Genomic DNA, 14,265 nt, shown 5'->3' with positions numbered 1-14,265 from the left:
GCGGCTTAGAGCTCTCCCAGAGCGTCGATCAGGGCCTGGTTCTGCTCCTGCGTGCCAATGCTGATGCGCAGGAACTGGGCGATCCGTTCCTGCTTGAAGTGACGCACGATCACCCCTTGCTCACGCAGTTTGGTCGCCAGGCCCGCTGCGTCGTGCTGCGGGTGCCGGGCGAAGATGAAGTTGGCCGCCGATGGCAGTACTTCAAACCCCTTGGCCTGCAGTTGCGCTACGACCCACTCGCGGCTGTCGATGACCTGCTGGCAGGTCTTGGCGAAGTATTCGCGATCCTCGAAGGCTGCTGCCGCGCCGACGATCGCCAGGCGATCCAGCGGGTAGGAGTTGAAGCTGTTCTTGACCCGCTCCAGGGCCTCGATCAGGTCCGGATGCCCCACCGCCAGGCCCACCCGCAGCCCGGCCAGGGAACGGGACTTGGACAGGGTCTGGGTGACCAGCAGGTTCGGGTAGCGATCCACCAGGCTGATGGCACTCTCGCCGCCAAAGTCGATGTAGGCTTCGTCGACCACTACCACCGAATCCGGGCTGGCCTTGAGAATCTGCTCGACCGCGTCCAGGGCCAGCAGGCAGCCGGTGGGCGCATTCGGGTTGGGGAAGATGATCCCGCCGTTGGGCTTGGCGTAGTCGTCCACGCGGATCTGGAACTGCTGGTCCAGGGGCACCGCTTCGAAATCGATAGCGTACAAGCCGCAGTACACCGGATAGAAGCTGTAGCTGATGTCCGGGAACAGCAGTGGCAGTTGCTGCTGCAGCAGGCCATGGAAAACGTGCGCCAGGACTTCGTCGGAGCCGTTGCCGAGGAACACCTGGTTGCCCTGCACCCCGTAGTAGCTGGCCACTGCCTGCTTGAGCAGGTCACTGTTGGGATCGGGGTACAGGCGCAGGTTGTCGTTGAGCTCGGCCTGCATCGCCGCCAGGGCCTTGGGCGAGGGACCGTAGGGGTTTTCATTGGTGTTGAGCTTGACCAGCTTGGTCAGCTTGGGTTGCTCGCCCGGTACGTAGGGCACCAGGTTCTTGACCAACGGACTCCAGAATTTGCTCATGTTCATTGCCCCTGATCTTGGTCGTCGACGATACGGTATTCGGCGCTGCGGGCATGGGCGGTCAGCGACTCGCCTCGGGCCAGCACCGAGGCGGTGCGGCCCAGCTCGGACGCCCCCTGCTCGGAGCAGAAGATGATCGACGAGCGCTTCTGGAAGTCATACACGCCCAACGGCGAAGAGAAACGCGCGGTTCCGGAAGTCGGCAGCACATGGTTCGGGCCTGCGCAGTAGTCGCCCAGGGCTTCGGAGGTGTGACGGCCCATGAAGATCGCCCCGGCGTGGCGAATCTGCGGCAGCCAGGCCTGCGGGTCGGCCACCGACAGCTCCAGGTGCTCGGGAGCGATGCGGTTGGCCACTTCGATGGCCTGTTGCATGTCGCGGACCTTGATCAGGGCGCCACGGCCGTTGATCGAGGTGTTGATGATCTCGGCGCGCTCCATGGTCGGCAGCAGCTTGGCGATGCTCGCGGCCACCTTGTCGAGGAACTCGGCATCCGGGCTGACCAGGATCGCCTGGGCGTCTTCGTCATGCTCGGCCTGGGAGAACAGGTCCATGGCGATCCAGTCCGGATCGGTCTGCCCATCGCAGACCACCAGGATCTCCGACGGACCGGCAATCATGTCGATACCCACCTGGCCGAACACGTGGCGCTTGGCGGTGGCTACATAGATGTTGCCCGGGCCGACCACCTTGTCCACCTGGGGCACGCTTTCGGTGCCATAGGCCAGCGCGGCCACGGCCTGGGCGCCACCGATGGTGAACACCCGGTCGACCCCGGCGATGCAGGCGGCGGCCAGCACCAGTTCATTGACCTCGCCACGGGGGGTCGGCACCACCATCACCACTTCGGTGACGCCCGCGACCTTGGCCGGGATCGCGTTCATCAGCACCGAGGACGGGTAGGATGCCTTGCCCCCCGGCACATACAGGCCGGCGCGGTCCAGCGGCGTGACCTTCTGCCCGAGTACCGTGCCGTCGGCCTCGGTGTAGGTCCAGGAATCCTGCTTCTGTTTCTCGTGGTAGCTGCGCACCCGCGCCGCGGCTTTTTCCAGGGCTTCGCGCTGCACGGTGGTAATCCGCGTCAGGGCCAGTTCCAGGCGCTCGCGCGGCAGGATCAGGTCGGCCATGGAGGCCACTTCCAGGCCATCGAAGCGCTGGGTGAACTCCACCAGCGCCGCGTCGCCGCGCTCGCGTACCGCCTTGATGATGTCCAGCACCCGCTGATTGACCGAGTCGTCAGAGACACTTTCCCAGCTCAGCAGATGATCCAGATGCTGGGCGAAATCCGGGTCGGCAGCGTTGAGTCGGCGAATTGCAGTGGGAGCGGTCATAGCGAAGGCCTCATTGATTGGCGAGTGCACAAAAGGACAAGCTGGATTTTGCAAAACTCAGGCGCCGCAAGACTACCAAGCCATCCGCGTGGGCACCTGAGGATTCTGGCTATGACGCGGATAGATGGGCGCGGCTCAGGGCCACGCATGTGAGTCAGCCGCGGTGTCGCGATTCCACTGCCTTGCGCAGGGTATCGATCAAGGCCTGGATGCGCGCGTGCTGCATCTTCATGGAGGCCTTGTTGACCACCAGGCGGGAGCTGATGGTGGCGATCAGTTCCTGAGGTTCCAGGCCATTGGCCCGCAGGGTATTGCCAGTGTCGACCACGTCGATGATCTTGTCTGCCAGGCCGATCAACGGTGCCAGCTCCATCGAGCCGTAGAGCTTGATGATGTCTACCTGACGGCCCTGCTCGGCGTAGTAACGCTTGGCCACGTTGACGAACTTGGTCGCCACCCGCAGGCGGCCCTTGGGCTCCTGCGCACCGATGGCACCGGCGGTCATCAGCTTGCACTGGGCAATCTGCAAGTCCAGGGGCTCGTACAGGCCCTGGCCGGTGTACTCCATCAGGACGTCCTTGCCGGCCACCCCGAGGTCGGCGGCGCCATGCTCGACATAGGTCGGCACGTCGGTGGCACGCACGATCAGCAGGCGTACATCGTCCTGGGTCGTGGGGATGATCAGTTTGCGGCTCTTGTCCGGATTCTCGGTTGGCACGATGCCCGCTTCAGCCAGAAGCGGCAGCGTGTCGTCGAGGATACGGCCCTTGGACAGTGCGATGGTCAACATGAGTAACGTAAGTCCTTATGCGGCGACTGATGCCCGGACGCAAATGGCGCCAGACATGCGTCGAGCCTGATGACAGGCTCGACGTGGAACTGAATCGGTGTGGGCACCTCCCTGTGCCCCCAGGGCCACTAGCCCGGTACGCGGCGGATTTTCGCGCCGAGCATCTGCAGTTTCTCTTCGATGCACTCGTAGCCACGGTCGATGTGGTAGATGCGGTCGATCAGGGTATCGCCTTCGGCCATCAGGGCCGAGATCACCAGGCTGGCCGAAGCCCGCAGGTCGGTGGCCATGACCGGCGCGCCCTTGAGGATTTCGGTACCGGTGACGATCGCGGTGTTGCCTTCGACCTGGATCTTGGCGCCCATGCGGTGCAGCTCGTACACGTGCATGAAGCGGTTCTCGAAGATGGTCTCGATCACAGCGCCGGTGCCTTCGGCAATCGCGTTCAGGGAAATGAACTGCGCCTGCATGTCGGTCGGGAATGCCGGGTACGGAGCGGTACGCACGTTGACCGCCTTGGGCCGCTTGCCGTGCATGTTGAGCTCGATCCAGTCGCTGCCGGTGGTGACCTCGGCGCCGGCTTCCTTGAGTTTTTCCAGTACGGCTTCAAGGATGGTCGGATCGGTGTCCTTGACCTTGACCCGGCCGCCGGTGACCGCTGCGGCCACCAGGTAGGTACCGGTTTCGATCCGGTCGGGCATGACTTTGTAGACTGCCGAGTGCAGGCGCTCTACCCCATCGATGGTGATGGTGTCGGTGCCGGCGCCGGAAATCTTCGCGCCCATGGCGATCAGGAAGTTCGCCAGGTCGACCACTTCAGGTTCGCGAGCGGCGTTCTGCAGCACGCTGCGGCCCTTGGCCAGGGCAGCGGCCATCATGATGTTCTCGGTACCGGTCACGCTCACGGTATCGAAGAAGAAGTTCGCACCGCGCAGGCCGCCTTCAGGCGCCTTGGCCTTGATGTAGCCGCCTTCGACATCGATCACTGCGCCCATGGCTTCCAGGCCACGGATGTGCAGGTCCACTGGACGCGAACCGATGGCGCAACCGCCAGGCAGGGCCACTTCGGCTTCGCCGAAACGGGCAACCATCGGGCCCAGCACCAGGATCGAGGCGCGCATGGTCTTCACCAGCTCGTAGGGCGCCACCAGGGTCTTGATGGTGCGCGGGTCGATCTCGACGGAAAGCTTCTCGTCGATCACCGGCTCGATGCCCATGCGACCGAACAGCTCGATCATGGTGGTGATGTCGTGCAGGTGCGGCAGGTTGGCCACGGTGACCGGGCCATCGCACAGCAGGGTTGCCGCCAGGATTGGCAGCGCGGAGTTCTTGGCCCCGGAAATGCGGATCTCGCCATCAAGACGAACGCCGCCGGTAATAATCAATTTATCCATAACAGTCTCGACGCCCTTGGGCTCAGGTGCGCTCGGCCCAGGCCGCGCGGCTGAAAAATTTCATGGTGATCGCATGGATGCTGCCATCGGCAATCCATGGATTCAAATGGGCATAGATGCTCTGCTGACGCTTCACCGGGCTCAAGGCCGACAGTTCGTCGCTAATCACGTTCAGCTGAAAGTTGCAGCCTTCGCCCTCAACTTCTACCTGAGCTCCGGGCAGCTTTCCCTCAAGAAAGCTCTTCACTTCGTTGGCCTGCATGCTCAACCTCAATCGGCGCCCTGTGCGCACGGGTCGGACATCATACAAAAAAGCCCCGCGCCTGCGAACCCCGCATAGCAGGACTCTGACGGGGGGCTTCTGTATAGATGAGGGTTATCGGGCTCTTTATATGCACTCGCCGGGCCTGTTGTCAGCCCAGCGAGCTCGATGTGCAACCCGTTTTCGCAATAGCCTAGGGCTGGGTGAGGATCTCGGTGACCCCGGACACCTCGGCAATTTCCCGCATGCCCTCGGGTAGCGCGCGAACGCTCACCGATTTGCCAAGGGCCTGGGCATCACGCATGAAGGCCAGCAGCAAGGCCAGGCCGACACTGCTGGATTTCTCCACTGCCGAACAGTCCAGCACCACCGCCGGCGCCTGGCTGGACTTGATCAGCGCCCGGCCCTGCTTGCGCAGGTCCGGGCCGCTGCGGTAGTCCAGCACGCCACTGATCAACAACTCCCCGGCATCACCGAGGCGTACGCCCGATGCACTCATTGCGCAGCCTTTTGTGCAGCGTCTTCAGTGACTTCCTTGGCCTTGGCCACTTCGCCAGCCCAGCCGTCGATGGTCTTGTCCAGGTTGTTGCCGTTGCGCTGCATGGCGTCGGCGAACTGATCACGGAACAGCTTGCCAATGTTGATGCCGTTGATGATCACGTTACGCACTTTCCACTCGTCGCTGATCTTTTCCAGGGTATAGGACACCGGGTAGATCGCCCCGTTGTTGCCCTTGACCTGCATATCGACGCTGGTACGGGTACCGCTTTCATCCTTGGCCGGGCCGACGCTGATGCCCTGGTTGTTGTACTCGAGCAGTGCGTTGCCATAGAACTGCATCAGGCTGCGCTTGAAGTTTTCCTGGAAGCGCGCCATCTGCTCCGGCGTGGCCTTGCGCGAATACTTCACGGTCATGATGCTGCGGGAAATGCCATCGGCATCCACCACCGGACCGACAATGCTGTTCAAGGCATTGTAGAAATCGCTCGGGCTTTGCTTGTACTTCTCTTTATTGGCCGCCAAGTCCGCGAGCAGACGGGTGGTCGTGTCCTGCACCAGATCATGCGCGGAAGGTGCGCTCGCCGCGCTGGCCAGCAACGGCAAGGCCGCCAGCAGCACCAACAGGCCACGTCGCAAGATAGAGATCATCGAAAAACTCCTCATTTGGCGTCTTTGCTAACGGTATTGAGCAGGAATTTACCGATCAGGTCCTCCAGTACCAGCGACGACTGGGTGTCGTGGATGGTTCCACCATCCTTGAGCAAGGCTTCTTCCCCGCCCACGCTGATGCCGATGTATTTCTCACCCAACAGGCCAGCAGTCAGGATAGATGCAGTGGAGTCGGTCGGCAGATTATCCACACGCTTTTCCAGTTGCATGGTCACCCGGCCGGTGAAACTGTCACGGTCCAGATCGATCGCCGTGACCTTGCCGATGGTCACACCGGCCATGGTCACCTTAGCTCTGACCGTCAAACCGGCGATATTGTCGAAGTAGGCATAAAGTTTATAAGTATCGGTGCTCGCGGTCGGAGACAAGCCACTGACGCGCAGGGCAAGCAACAGCAAAGCCAGGATGCCGGCCAGCAGGAAAAGGCCGACACCGATTTCCAGGGTGCGGTTTTGCATCAGAAATCTCCAAACATCAAGGCGGTCAGAATAAAGTCCAAGCCGAGTACGGCCAACGAGGCATACACCACGGTCTTGGTAGTGGCACGGCTGATCCCCTCTGAAGTGGGCTCACAGTCGTAGCCTTGGAATACGGCAATCCAGGTCACTACAAACGCGAAAACAATGCTTTTGATCACGCCGTTGAGCACGTCGCCACTGAAGGTCACGCTGTTCTGCATGTTCGACCAGTAGGAGCCCTCATAGACCCCCAGCCAGTCGACAGCCACCCAGGATCCGCCCCAGATGCCCACCACGCTGAAGATCATCGCCAGCAATGGCAGGGAAATGAAGCCGGCCCACAGGCGCGGGGCGATGATGTACTTGAGCGGGTCGACGCCGATCACCTCCAGGCTGGAGAGCTGCTCGGTGGACTTCATGTTGCCGATCTCCGCGGTCAGCGCCGAACCGGCACGCCCGGCGAACAGCAGCGCAGTGACCACCGGCCCCAGCTCCCGCAGCAGGGTCAGGGCCACCATCTGCCCGACCGCCTGCTCCGAACCGTAGCTGGAGAGGATATTGAAGCCCTGCAACGCCAGCACCATGCCGATGAAGATCCCGGACACGACGATGATCACCAGGGACATCACGCCCACTGAGTGCAATTGCTTGACCAGCAGGCCAAAGCCGCCGCCGATGCCGCCGCGCCCGAGCAAGGCGTGGAACAGGAACAGGGTGGAACGCCCCAGTACCGCCAGGACATCGATGCCTGAGCGACCGAAGAGGCGAACCCTCTCGATTAGCGATATTTTGCGCATCAGCGCTTCCCCAGAAGATCTGCGCGGTAATCCGGCGCTGGAAAGTGAAACGGTACCGGGCCGTCAGGATCGCCCTTCATGAATTGACGAATACGCGGATTGTCGGAGTCCATCAATTCGGCAGGAGTTCCCTGGCCCAATACCTGGCCATCACCGACGACATAGAGGTAATCGGCAATGCTCGCGGTTTCCGCCAGGTCGTGGGAAACCACGATGCTGGTGATGCCCAGGGCGTCATTGAGCAGGCGGATCAGGCGCACCAGGACCCCCATGGCAATGGGGTCCTGGCCTACGAACGGCTCGTCATACATCAGAATCTGCGGGTCCAGGGCAATTGCCCGGGCCAGGGCGACACGGCGCTTCATGCCACCGGACAGCTCATCGGGCATCAGGTCGACAGCGCCGCGCAGCCCCACCGCCTGCAGCTTGAGCAGGACAATGTCACGAATCATTTCATCGGGCAGTTGGGTGTGCACCCGCAGCGGAAAGGCCACGTTCTCGAACACATCCAGGTCGGTGAACAGTGCGCCACTCTGGAACAGCACGCCCATTTGCTTGCGTGCGTCGAACAGATCGCTGCGTGAAAGGGTCGGTAGATTCTGGCCGTTCACCCACACTTCGCCGCTGCTGGGCTGCAACTGCATGCCCATCAAGCGCAACAGGGTGGTTTTCCCACAGCCGGAAGGCCCCATGATGCCGGTGACCTTGCCCCGCGGAATACGGATATCCACATTATTGAAAATGCTGCGCGCACCGCGCTTGAAGGACAATCCCTTCAGCTCGACCGCGTAGGCGTTATCGGCACTCATCTAAACTCCTTGCGATGCAGCCTTTCACTCGGACGCTTGGCTCCCTGCCGGGAGCACGTGCCCCTGCGCAGGCCGAACTGGCGGCGAACTATATCACTGCTGATACGGAGCCCCCAAGGCCGAAGCCGTGAACGTTCAGGTCTACGACAGGCAAAACCGGAAGATTGCTCAGGCGCCTTGGGCAAAGTCTGACGAACTTGCGTGAGGGATTTGTTCATTACCGCTATAATCGCCGCCTTTTCATCGGGCTATACGATTTCAGACATGAGCCAATCCAGCGACCTGATTCAATCAGCACAACGCACCATCCGCCTCGAACTTCAAGCAGTAGAAGGCTTGCTGCCCCATATCGACGCAGATTTCGTACGCGCTTGCGAGATGATTCTGGCCAGCAAAGGCCGCGTGGTCGTGGTCGGCATGGGCAAGTCCGGGCACGTCGGCAACAAGATTGCAGCTACCCTGGCCAGCACCGGAACCACGGCTTTCTTTGTGCATCCCGCCGAAGCCAGCCATGGCGACATGGGCATGATCACCCGCGACGACGTGATCCTGGCCCTCTCCAACTCCGGCTCGACCAACGAAATCGTCACTCTGCTGCCGCTGATCAAGCGCCTGGGCATCCAGTTGATCAGCCTCACCGGCAACCCGGAGTCGCCGCTGGCCAAGGCTGCCGATGTCAGCCTCAACGTTCATGTCGAGCACGAAGCCTGCCCATTGAACCTGGCACCGACGTCCTCGACTACCGCCGCACTAGTCATGGGCGATGCCCTGGCCGTGGCCCTGCTGGAAGCCCGCGGCTTCACCGCCGAAGACTTCGCATTCTCCCATCCGGGAGGCGCCCTGGGCCGCCGGCTGCTGCTCAAGGTCGAGAACGTCATGCACGAAGGCTCGGACCTGCCGCAGGTGCAGCGCGGCACCCTGCTCAAGGACGCGCTCATGGAAATGACCCGCAAGGGCCTGGGCATGACCGTGATTCTGGAGGCCGATGGCCGCCTGGCCGGGATCTTCACCGACGGTGACCTGCGTCGCACCCTCGATCGCGCCATCGATATTCATCACGCCACCATCGACTCGGTCATGACCCCTCATGGCAAGACTGCCCGTGCCGACATGCTGGCCGCTGAAGCCCTGAAAATCATGGAAGACCATAAAATCAGCGCCCTGGTGGTGGTGGACAAGGAAGACCGGCCGATCGGCGCCTTGAACATGCACGACCTGCTGCGCGCGGGAGTCATGTAATGAGTACCGACCTGCTGCAACGCGGCAAACACATCAAGCTGGCGGTGTTCGACGTCGACGGCGTCCTGACCGACGGCCGCCTGTACTTCCTCGAAGACGGCAGTGAATTCAAGACCTTCAACACCCTCGATGGCCAGGGCATCAAGATGCTCATGGCTGCCGGCGTACAGACGGCGATCATCAGCGGGCGCAAGACCCCGGTGGTAGAGCGCCGGGCCAAGAACCTGGGGATTCCTCACCTGTACCAGGGCCGTGAAGACAAGCTGGTGGTTTTGGACGAACTTCTTGCCCAACTCAACCTAAGCTATGAACAGGTCGCCTACCTGGGTGACGACCTGCCCGACCTGCCGGTGATCCGCCGCGTCGGCCTGGGCATGGCGGTCGCCAACGCGGCAGGCTTTGTCCGCGAACATGCCCATGGCGTCACCATTGCCCGTGGCGGCGAAGGCGCTGCCCGGGAGTTCTGCGAGCTGATCCTGCGTGCCCAGGATCGCCTTGAAGCAGCCAATGCCGCTTACTTATAGAGCCCGACCATGCTGAGCAAAAAGATTCGCAACATTCTGGTCTTCGGAACCATCGCCCTGCTGTTCGCGGCGGTCGGTTATTGGAACATCAGCCCCGAACGCTTCCTCGACAAGCCCGTGGCCCAGGTCGACGAAAGCGCCATCGACTATTACGTGATCAACGCCCGCAGCGTGCAGTACCTGCCCGACGGCAAACTGCAGTACGAAATGACCTCGGACAAGGTCGAGCACGTCAAATCCAGCGAAGTGACCCTGCTGACCAAGCCGGACCTGCAGATGTACCGTGGCACCACCTTTCCCTGGCACGTCCAGAGCGAGCGCGGCGAGGTCAATCCGGACGGCACCGAAGTCGAGCTGATCGATTCGGTACGGGTGTCCCGCACCGACGAGCACAACCGCAATCTGCTGATCACCACCACCCGCATGACAGTATTCCCGCAGAAGCAATATGCGCAGACCGAGCAAGCCGTTAGAATCGACGGCGCCGGCGGCGTGACTACGGCCAAGGGAATGAAAGCGTATTTGAAAGACGGCAGGATGAACCTGCTATCGAACGTAAGAGGACAGTATGAGGCTCGTTAAAACCCTCCCTATTTTGCTCAGTCTGGGCGCAGCACTGGGAAGCGTGAGCGCCTGGGCTCTGCCGAACGATAGCCAACAGCCCATCCGCATCCAGGCCGACGACGCCCAGCTCGATGACAAGAACGGCGTGGCCACCTACAGGGGCGACGTGATCATCACCCAGGGCTCGATGAAGATCACCGGCAACACCGTGACCATCACCCGGTCCAAGACCGGCGAGATCGACGTGGTGACGTCGGTGGGCAACCTGGCGTACTTCGAGCAACTGCAGAAGCAGACCGATCCGAAGCCGGTCCAGGCCTACGCCGTGACCATCCAGTACCATGCCCAGCAGAACCGCATCGTACTGATCGACAAGGCCAAGGTGATCAACGACGGCAACACCACCGAAGGCGAGAAAATCGTCTACGACACCGTCAAGCAAGTGGCCAACGCCGGTCGCGCCAATGGCAGCTCGGTCACCGCGCCACGTCCGCGGATCGACATGGTCATCCAGCCGAAAAAGAAAACCGACGAGCAAAAGGCCCAGTAATGGCAACTCTGAAAGCTCAGCATCTGGCCAAGAGCTACAAGAGCCGCCAGGTCGTGCGTGATGTCAGCCTGTCCATCGACAGCGGGCAGATCGTCGGCCTGCTCGGCCCCAACGGTGCCGGCAAGACCACCTGTTTCTACATGATCGTCGGCCTGGTCCAGGCCGATCAGGGCCGCGTCCTGATCGACGACCTGGATGTCAGCCACCAGCCGATGCACGGCCGCGCCCGTGCCGGTATCGGCTACCTGCCCCAGGAAGCCTCGATCTTCCGCAAGCTCTCGGTGTCCGACAACATCATGGCCATCCTCGAGACCCGCAAGGAACTCGACAAGGCCGGCCGTCGCCAGGAACTGGAAAGCCTGCTGCAGGAATTCCATATCAACCATATCCGCGACAACCTCGGCATGAGCCTGTCCGGTGGCGAACGCCGCCGAGTGGAGATCGCCCGGGCCCTGGCCACCGCACCCAAGTTCATCCTGCTGGACGAACCCTTCGCCGGTGTCGACCCGATCTCGGTCGGCGACATCAAGCAGATCATCCACCACCTGAAGGCCAAGGGCATCGGGGTGCTGATCACCGACCACAACGTCCGGGAAACCCTGGACATCTGCGAGACCGCCTACATCGTCAACGACGGGCAACTGATCGCTGAAGGCGATTCCGAGACCATCCTGGCCAATGAACTGGTCAAGGAAGTCTATCTGGGCCATGAGTTCCGCCTGTAAGGGCTGAGGTGTAGGGCTAGACGCCAGAGCGCCGGGAACAATAAACCCTACAAATTTTATTGTTACCGCGCTCTAGGCAAACACTTCAGTTTCAGGCATATAATTTGCTTATGTTTGGCGCTCCGGCGCCCTGTAGTGGATGGCGCATGCGCGCCGGCAAATAAGGTGTTAAGCCCCTGCCATGAAACCATCGCTAGTCCTGAGAATGGGCCAGCAGCTGACGATGACACCGCAGCTGCAACAGGCCATCCGCCTGCTCCAATTGTCGACCCTGGACCTGCAACAGGAAATCCAGGAAGCCCTGGAGTCCAATCCGATGCTCGAACGCCAGGAAGAAGGCGACGACTTCGACAACAGCGACCCCCTGGCCGACAACCCCGAGTCCAAACCCAATACCGAGATCCAGGAACCCTCCTACCAGGAAGCCGCCCCCACGGTGGACAACCTCGAGGACGGCGAGTGGAGCGAACGCATTCCCAACGAACTGCCGGTGGATACCGCCTGGGAAGACGTCTACCAGACCAGCGCCAGCAGCCTGCCGAGCAACGATGATGACGAGTGGGACTTCACCACCCGCACCTCGGCTGGCGAGAGCCTGCAAAGCCACCTGCTCTGGCAGTTGAACCTTGCACCGATGTCGGACACCGATCGCCTGATCGCCGTGACCCTGATCGACTGCATCAACAACCAGGGCTACCTCGAGGAGACCCTCGAGGAAATTCTCGAAGCCTTCGATCCTGAACTGGATATCGAGCTGGACGAGATCGAAGCCGTCCTGCACCGCATCCAGCAATTCGAACCGGCCGGCATCGCTGCCCGCAACCTGGGCGAATGCCTGTTGCTGCAGTTGCGTCAGCTCTCGGCGAAAACCCCTTGGCTGACCGAAGCACAGCGCCTGGTCGGCGACTACATCGACCTGCTGGGCAGCCGCGACTACAGCCAGTTGATGCGCCGCATGAAACTCAAGGAAGACGAGCTGCGCCAGGTCATCGAGCTGGTGCAAAGCCTCAACCCGCGCCCCGGCTCGCAGATCGAATCCAGTGAAGCTGAATACGTGGTCCCGGACGTCATCGTGCGCAAGGACAACGAGCGCTGGCTGGTGGAGCTGAACCAGGAATCCGTACCGCGCCTGCGAGTCAACGCGCAGTACGCCGGTTTCGTTCGCCGTGCCGATACCAGCGCCGACAACACCTTCATGCGCAACCAGTTGCAGGAAGCCCGCTGGTTCATCAAGAGCCTGCAGAGCCGCAACGAAACCCTGATGAAGGTCGCCACCCAGATCGTCGAGCACCAGCGCGGCTTCCTCGAGTACGGCGATGAAGCCATGAAGCCCCTGGTTCTGCATGACATCGCTGAAGCGGTGGGCATGCATGAATCGACGATTTCCCGGGTGACCACGCAGAAATTCATGCATACCCCACGGGGCATATATGAACTGAAATACTTTTTCTCGAGCCACGTCAGCACCTCTGAAGGCGGTGAATGCTCGTCCACGGCGATCCGCGCAATCATCAAAAAACTGGTCGCGGCGGAAAATCAGAAAAAGCCGTTGAGTGACAGCAAGATCGCTGGTTTACTGGAGGCACAAGGCATTCAGGTAGCCCGTCGCACCGTCGCCAAGTACCGCGAATCCCTTGGGATCGCGCCTTCCAGCGAACGCAAGCGGTTGATGTAGCCGCCGGGCTGGCCACAGCGTTTCAGGGTGTGCCGAACCTTCCGGGCCGCATTCAGGCGCAGCGGGTTCGGACACAGTCTAGGTGGCAGGCAACCCAGCCTGCCGCGTTATGCACTGGCAACGAAGGAGAAGCTGTATGCAAGTCAACATCAGTGGACACCAACTCGAAGTGACTGAACCCCTGCGCGTCTACATCGGCGAAAAACTCGACCGGCTGGAGCGCCACTTCGACAAGATTACCAATGTGCAGGTCACCATGGCTGTCGAGAAGCTCAAGCAGAAAATCGAAGCCACCCTGCACATCCACGGTGGGGAGGTCGTCGCCAATGCAGAACATGACGATATGTATGCCGCAATTGACCTGCTCACCGACAAGCTTGACCGCCAACTGAAAAAGCATAAGGAAAAGCAACTCCACCTTCTCCAAGGTACGGGTCGCTAACACTCCCCTCCCATGATCCGACTTGAAAGCATCCTGACCCCCGGCCGTTCCCTCGTGAACGTGCCGGGCGGCAGTAAAAAACGCGCCCTCGAACAAATTGCCAACCTGATCAGCCGCGAAGTGCCTGATCTGGAGATGCAGGATGTCTTCGAGAGCTTGATTGCCCGTGAAAAACTGGGATCCACCGGTTTTGGCAACGGCATCGCCATTCCCCACTGCCGCCTCAAAGGCTGCGAGTCGCCCATCAGTGCCTTGATGCACCTGGACGCTCCGATCGATTTCGACGCCATCGACGGCGCACCGGTGGACCTGCTGTTCGTCCTGCTGGTCCCGGAAGCGGCCACCGATGCACACCTGGAGCTGCTCCGGCAGATCGCCAGCATGCTCGATCGCAAGGAAGTTCGTGATCGGCTGCGCAGTGCCACCAGTAACGAAGCCTTGTATCAGGTTGTCCTGGACGAGCAAAACGGTCAGTAA

The 14,265-nt window shown here is 61.2% G+C and carries 18 protein-coding genes; 8 read left to right on the top strand and 10 right to left on the bottom strand.

The features are described from left to right. Nucleotides 1-5: 5 nt before the first annotated feature. The 10 genes from hisC to ACZ5BO_RS05970 form a co-directional block, all read right to left on the bottom strand. The gene (gene hisC / locus ACZ5BO_RS06015) at nucleotides 6-1,058 is read right to left on the bottom strand and encodes a histidinol-phosphate transaminase (RefSeq protein ID WP_464698718.1); all 1,053 of its coding nucleotides are present in this window, start codon (nucleotides 1,056-1,058) and stop codon (nucleotides 6-8) included. Between the two features lie 2 nt (nucleotides 1,059-1,060). Continuing rightward, the gene (hisD, locus tag ACZ5BO_RS06010; RefSeq protein WP_025131979.1) at nucleotides 1,061-2,389 is read right to left on the bottom strand and encodes a histidinol dehydrogenase; all 1,329 of its coding nucleotides are present in this window, start codon (nucleotides 2,387-2,389) and stop codon (nucleotides 1,061-1,063) included. A 154-nt stretch (nucleotides 2,390-2,543) separates the two neighbouring features. Further along, the gene (hisG, locus tag ACZ5BO_RS06005) at nucleotides 2,544-3,179 is read right to left on the bottom strand and encodes an ATP phosphoribosyltransferase (RefSeq protein ID WP_025131980.1); all 636 of its coding nucleotides are present in this window, start codon (nucleotides 3,177-3,179) and stop codon (nucleotides 2,544-2,546) included. Between the two features lie 128 nt (nucleotides 3,180-3,307). Then, a complete protein-coding gene (gene murA / locus ACZ5BO_RS06000) occupies nucleotides 3,308-4,573 on the bottom strand; it encodes a UDP-N-acetylglucosamine 1-carboxyvinyltransferase (protein WP_025131981.1) in 1,266 nt (421 codons plus the stop codon). A gap of 22 nt (nucleotides 4,574-4,595) precedes the next feature. After that, nucleotides 4,596-4,835, bottom strand: a complete 240-nt coding sequence (locus ACZ5BO_RS05995; RefSeq protein ID WP_011059280.1) for a BolA family protein — start codon at nucleotides 4,833-4,835, stop codon at nucleotides 4,596-4,598. A gap of 193 nt (nucleotides 4,836-5,028) precedes the next feature. Further along, on the bottom strand, nucleotides 5,029-5,334 hold the full coding sequence (locus ACZ5BO_RS05990; RefSeq protein ID WP_025131982.1) for an STAS domain-containing protein: 306 nt from the start codon (nucleotides 5,332-5,334) through the stop codon (nucleotides 5,029-5,031). Continuing rightward, nucleotides 5,331-5,984, bottom strand: coding sequence for an MlaC/ttg2D family ABC transporter substrate-binding protein (locus ACZ5BO_RS05985; protein ID WP_464698714.1), 654 nt, complete (start codon nucleotides 5,982-5,984; stop codon nucleotides 5,331-5,333). Before ACZ5BO_RS05985 ends, ACZ5BO_RS05990 begins: the two co-directional genes overlap by 4 nt. An 11-nt stretch (nucleotides 5,985-5,995) precedes the next feature. Next, a complete protein-coding gene (gene mlaD, locus ACZ5BO_RS05980; RefSeq protein WP_011059277.1) occupies nucleotides 5,996-6,463 on the bottom strand; it encodes an outer membrane lipid asymmetry maintenance protein MlaD in 468 nt (155 codons plus the stop codon). Next, entirely contained in the window at nucleotides 6,463-7,260 is a 798-nt protein-coding gene (gene mlaE / locus ACZ5BO_RS05975; RefSeq protein WP_025131984.1) for a lipid asymmetry maintenance ABC transporter permease subunit MlaE, read from the bottom strand. Before mlaE ends, mlaD begins: the two co-directional genes overlap by 1 nt. Next, nucleotides 7,260-8,069: an ATP-binding cassette domain-containing protein gene (locus ACZ5BO_RS05970; protein WP_025131985.1), complete on the bottom strand. Its 810-nt coding sequence runs from the start codon at nucleotides 8,067-8,069 to the stop codon at nucleotides 7,260-7,262. The genes mlaE and ACZ5BO_RS05970 overlap by 1 nt, the downstream gene beginning before the upstream one ends. A gap of 264 nt (nucleotides 8,070-8,333) precedes the next feature. Here ACZ5BO_RS05970 and ACZ5BO_RS05965 point away from each other — a divergent pair, with 264 nt between their 5' ends. The 8 genes from ACZ5BO_RS05965 (at nucleotide 8,334) to ptsN (ending at nucleotide 14,265) form a co-directional block, all read left to right on the top strand. Then, nucleotides 8,334-9,308, top strand: a complete 975-nt coding sequence (locus tag ACZ5BO_RS05965; RefSeq protein WP_025131986.1) for a KpsF/GutQ family sugar-phosphate isomerase — start codon at nucleotides 8,334-8,336, stop codon at nucleotides 9,306-9,308. Beyond that, the gene (locus ACZ5BO_RS05960; RefSeq protein ID WP_025131987.1) at nucleotides 9,308-9,832 is read left to right on the top strand and encodes a KdsC family phosphatase; all 525 of its coding nucleotides are present in this window, start codon (nucleotides 9,308-9,310) and stop codon (nucleotides 9,830-9,832) included. The genes ACZ5BO_RS05965 and ACZ5BO_RS05960 overlap by 1 nt, the downstream gene beginning before the upstream one ends. Nucleotides 9,833-9,841: 9 nt before the next feature. Then, entirely contained in the window at nucleotides 9,842-10,414 is a 573-nt protein-coding gene (gene lptC, locus ACZ5BO_RS05955) for an LPS export ABC transporter periplasmic protein LptC (RefSeq protein WP_025131988.1), read from the top strand. Beyond that, nucleotides 10,401-10,946, top strand: coding sequence for a lipopolysaccharide transport periplasmic protein LptA (gene lptA / locus ACZ5BO_RS05950; protein WP_025131989.1), 546 nt, complete (start codon nucleotides 10,401-10,403; stop codon nucleotides 10,944-10,946). The genes lptC and lptA overlap by 14 nt, the downstream gene beginning before the upstream one ends. Beyond that, nucleotides 10,946-11,671, top strand: a complete 726-nt coding sequence (gene lptB, locus ACZ5BO_RS05945; protein WP_025131990.1) for an LPS export ABC transporter ATP-binding protein — start codon at nucleotides 10,946-10,948, stop codon at nucleotides 11,669-11,671. The genes lptA and lptB overlap by 1 nt, the downstream gene beginning before the upstream one ends. Nucleotides 11,672-11,852: 181 nt before the next feature. Beyond that, on the top strand, nucleotides 11,853-13,346 hold the full coding sequence (locus tag ACZ5BO_RS05940; protein ID WP_025131991.1) for an RNA polymerase factor sigma-54: 1,494 nt from the start codon (nucleotides 11,853-11,855) through the stop codon (nucleotides 13,344-13,346). A gap of 136 nt (nucleotides 13,347-13,482) precedes the next feature. Further along, nucleotides 13,483-13,788, top strand: coding sequence for a ribosome hibernation-promoting factor, HPF/YfiA family (gene hpf, locus ACZ5BO_RS05935; protein WP_011059268.1), 306 nt, complete (start codon nucleotides 13,483-13,485; stop codon nucleotides 13,786-13,788). Between the two features lie 12 nt (nucleotides 13,789-13,800). Next, complete coding sequence (ptsN, locus tag ACZ5BO_RS05930) at nucleotides 13,801-14,265, top strand: PTS IIA-like nitrogen regulatory protein PtsN (RefSeq protein WP_011059267.1); 465 nt, start codon at nucleotides 13,801-13,803, stop codon at nucleotides 14,263-14,265.

It is taken from the genome of Pseudomonas sp. FFPRI_1, assembly GCF_055384485.1.
The sequence above is the reverse complement of the archived record's forward strand: the minus strand, read 5'-3'. Positions and strand labels throughout refer to the sequence as shown.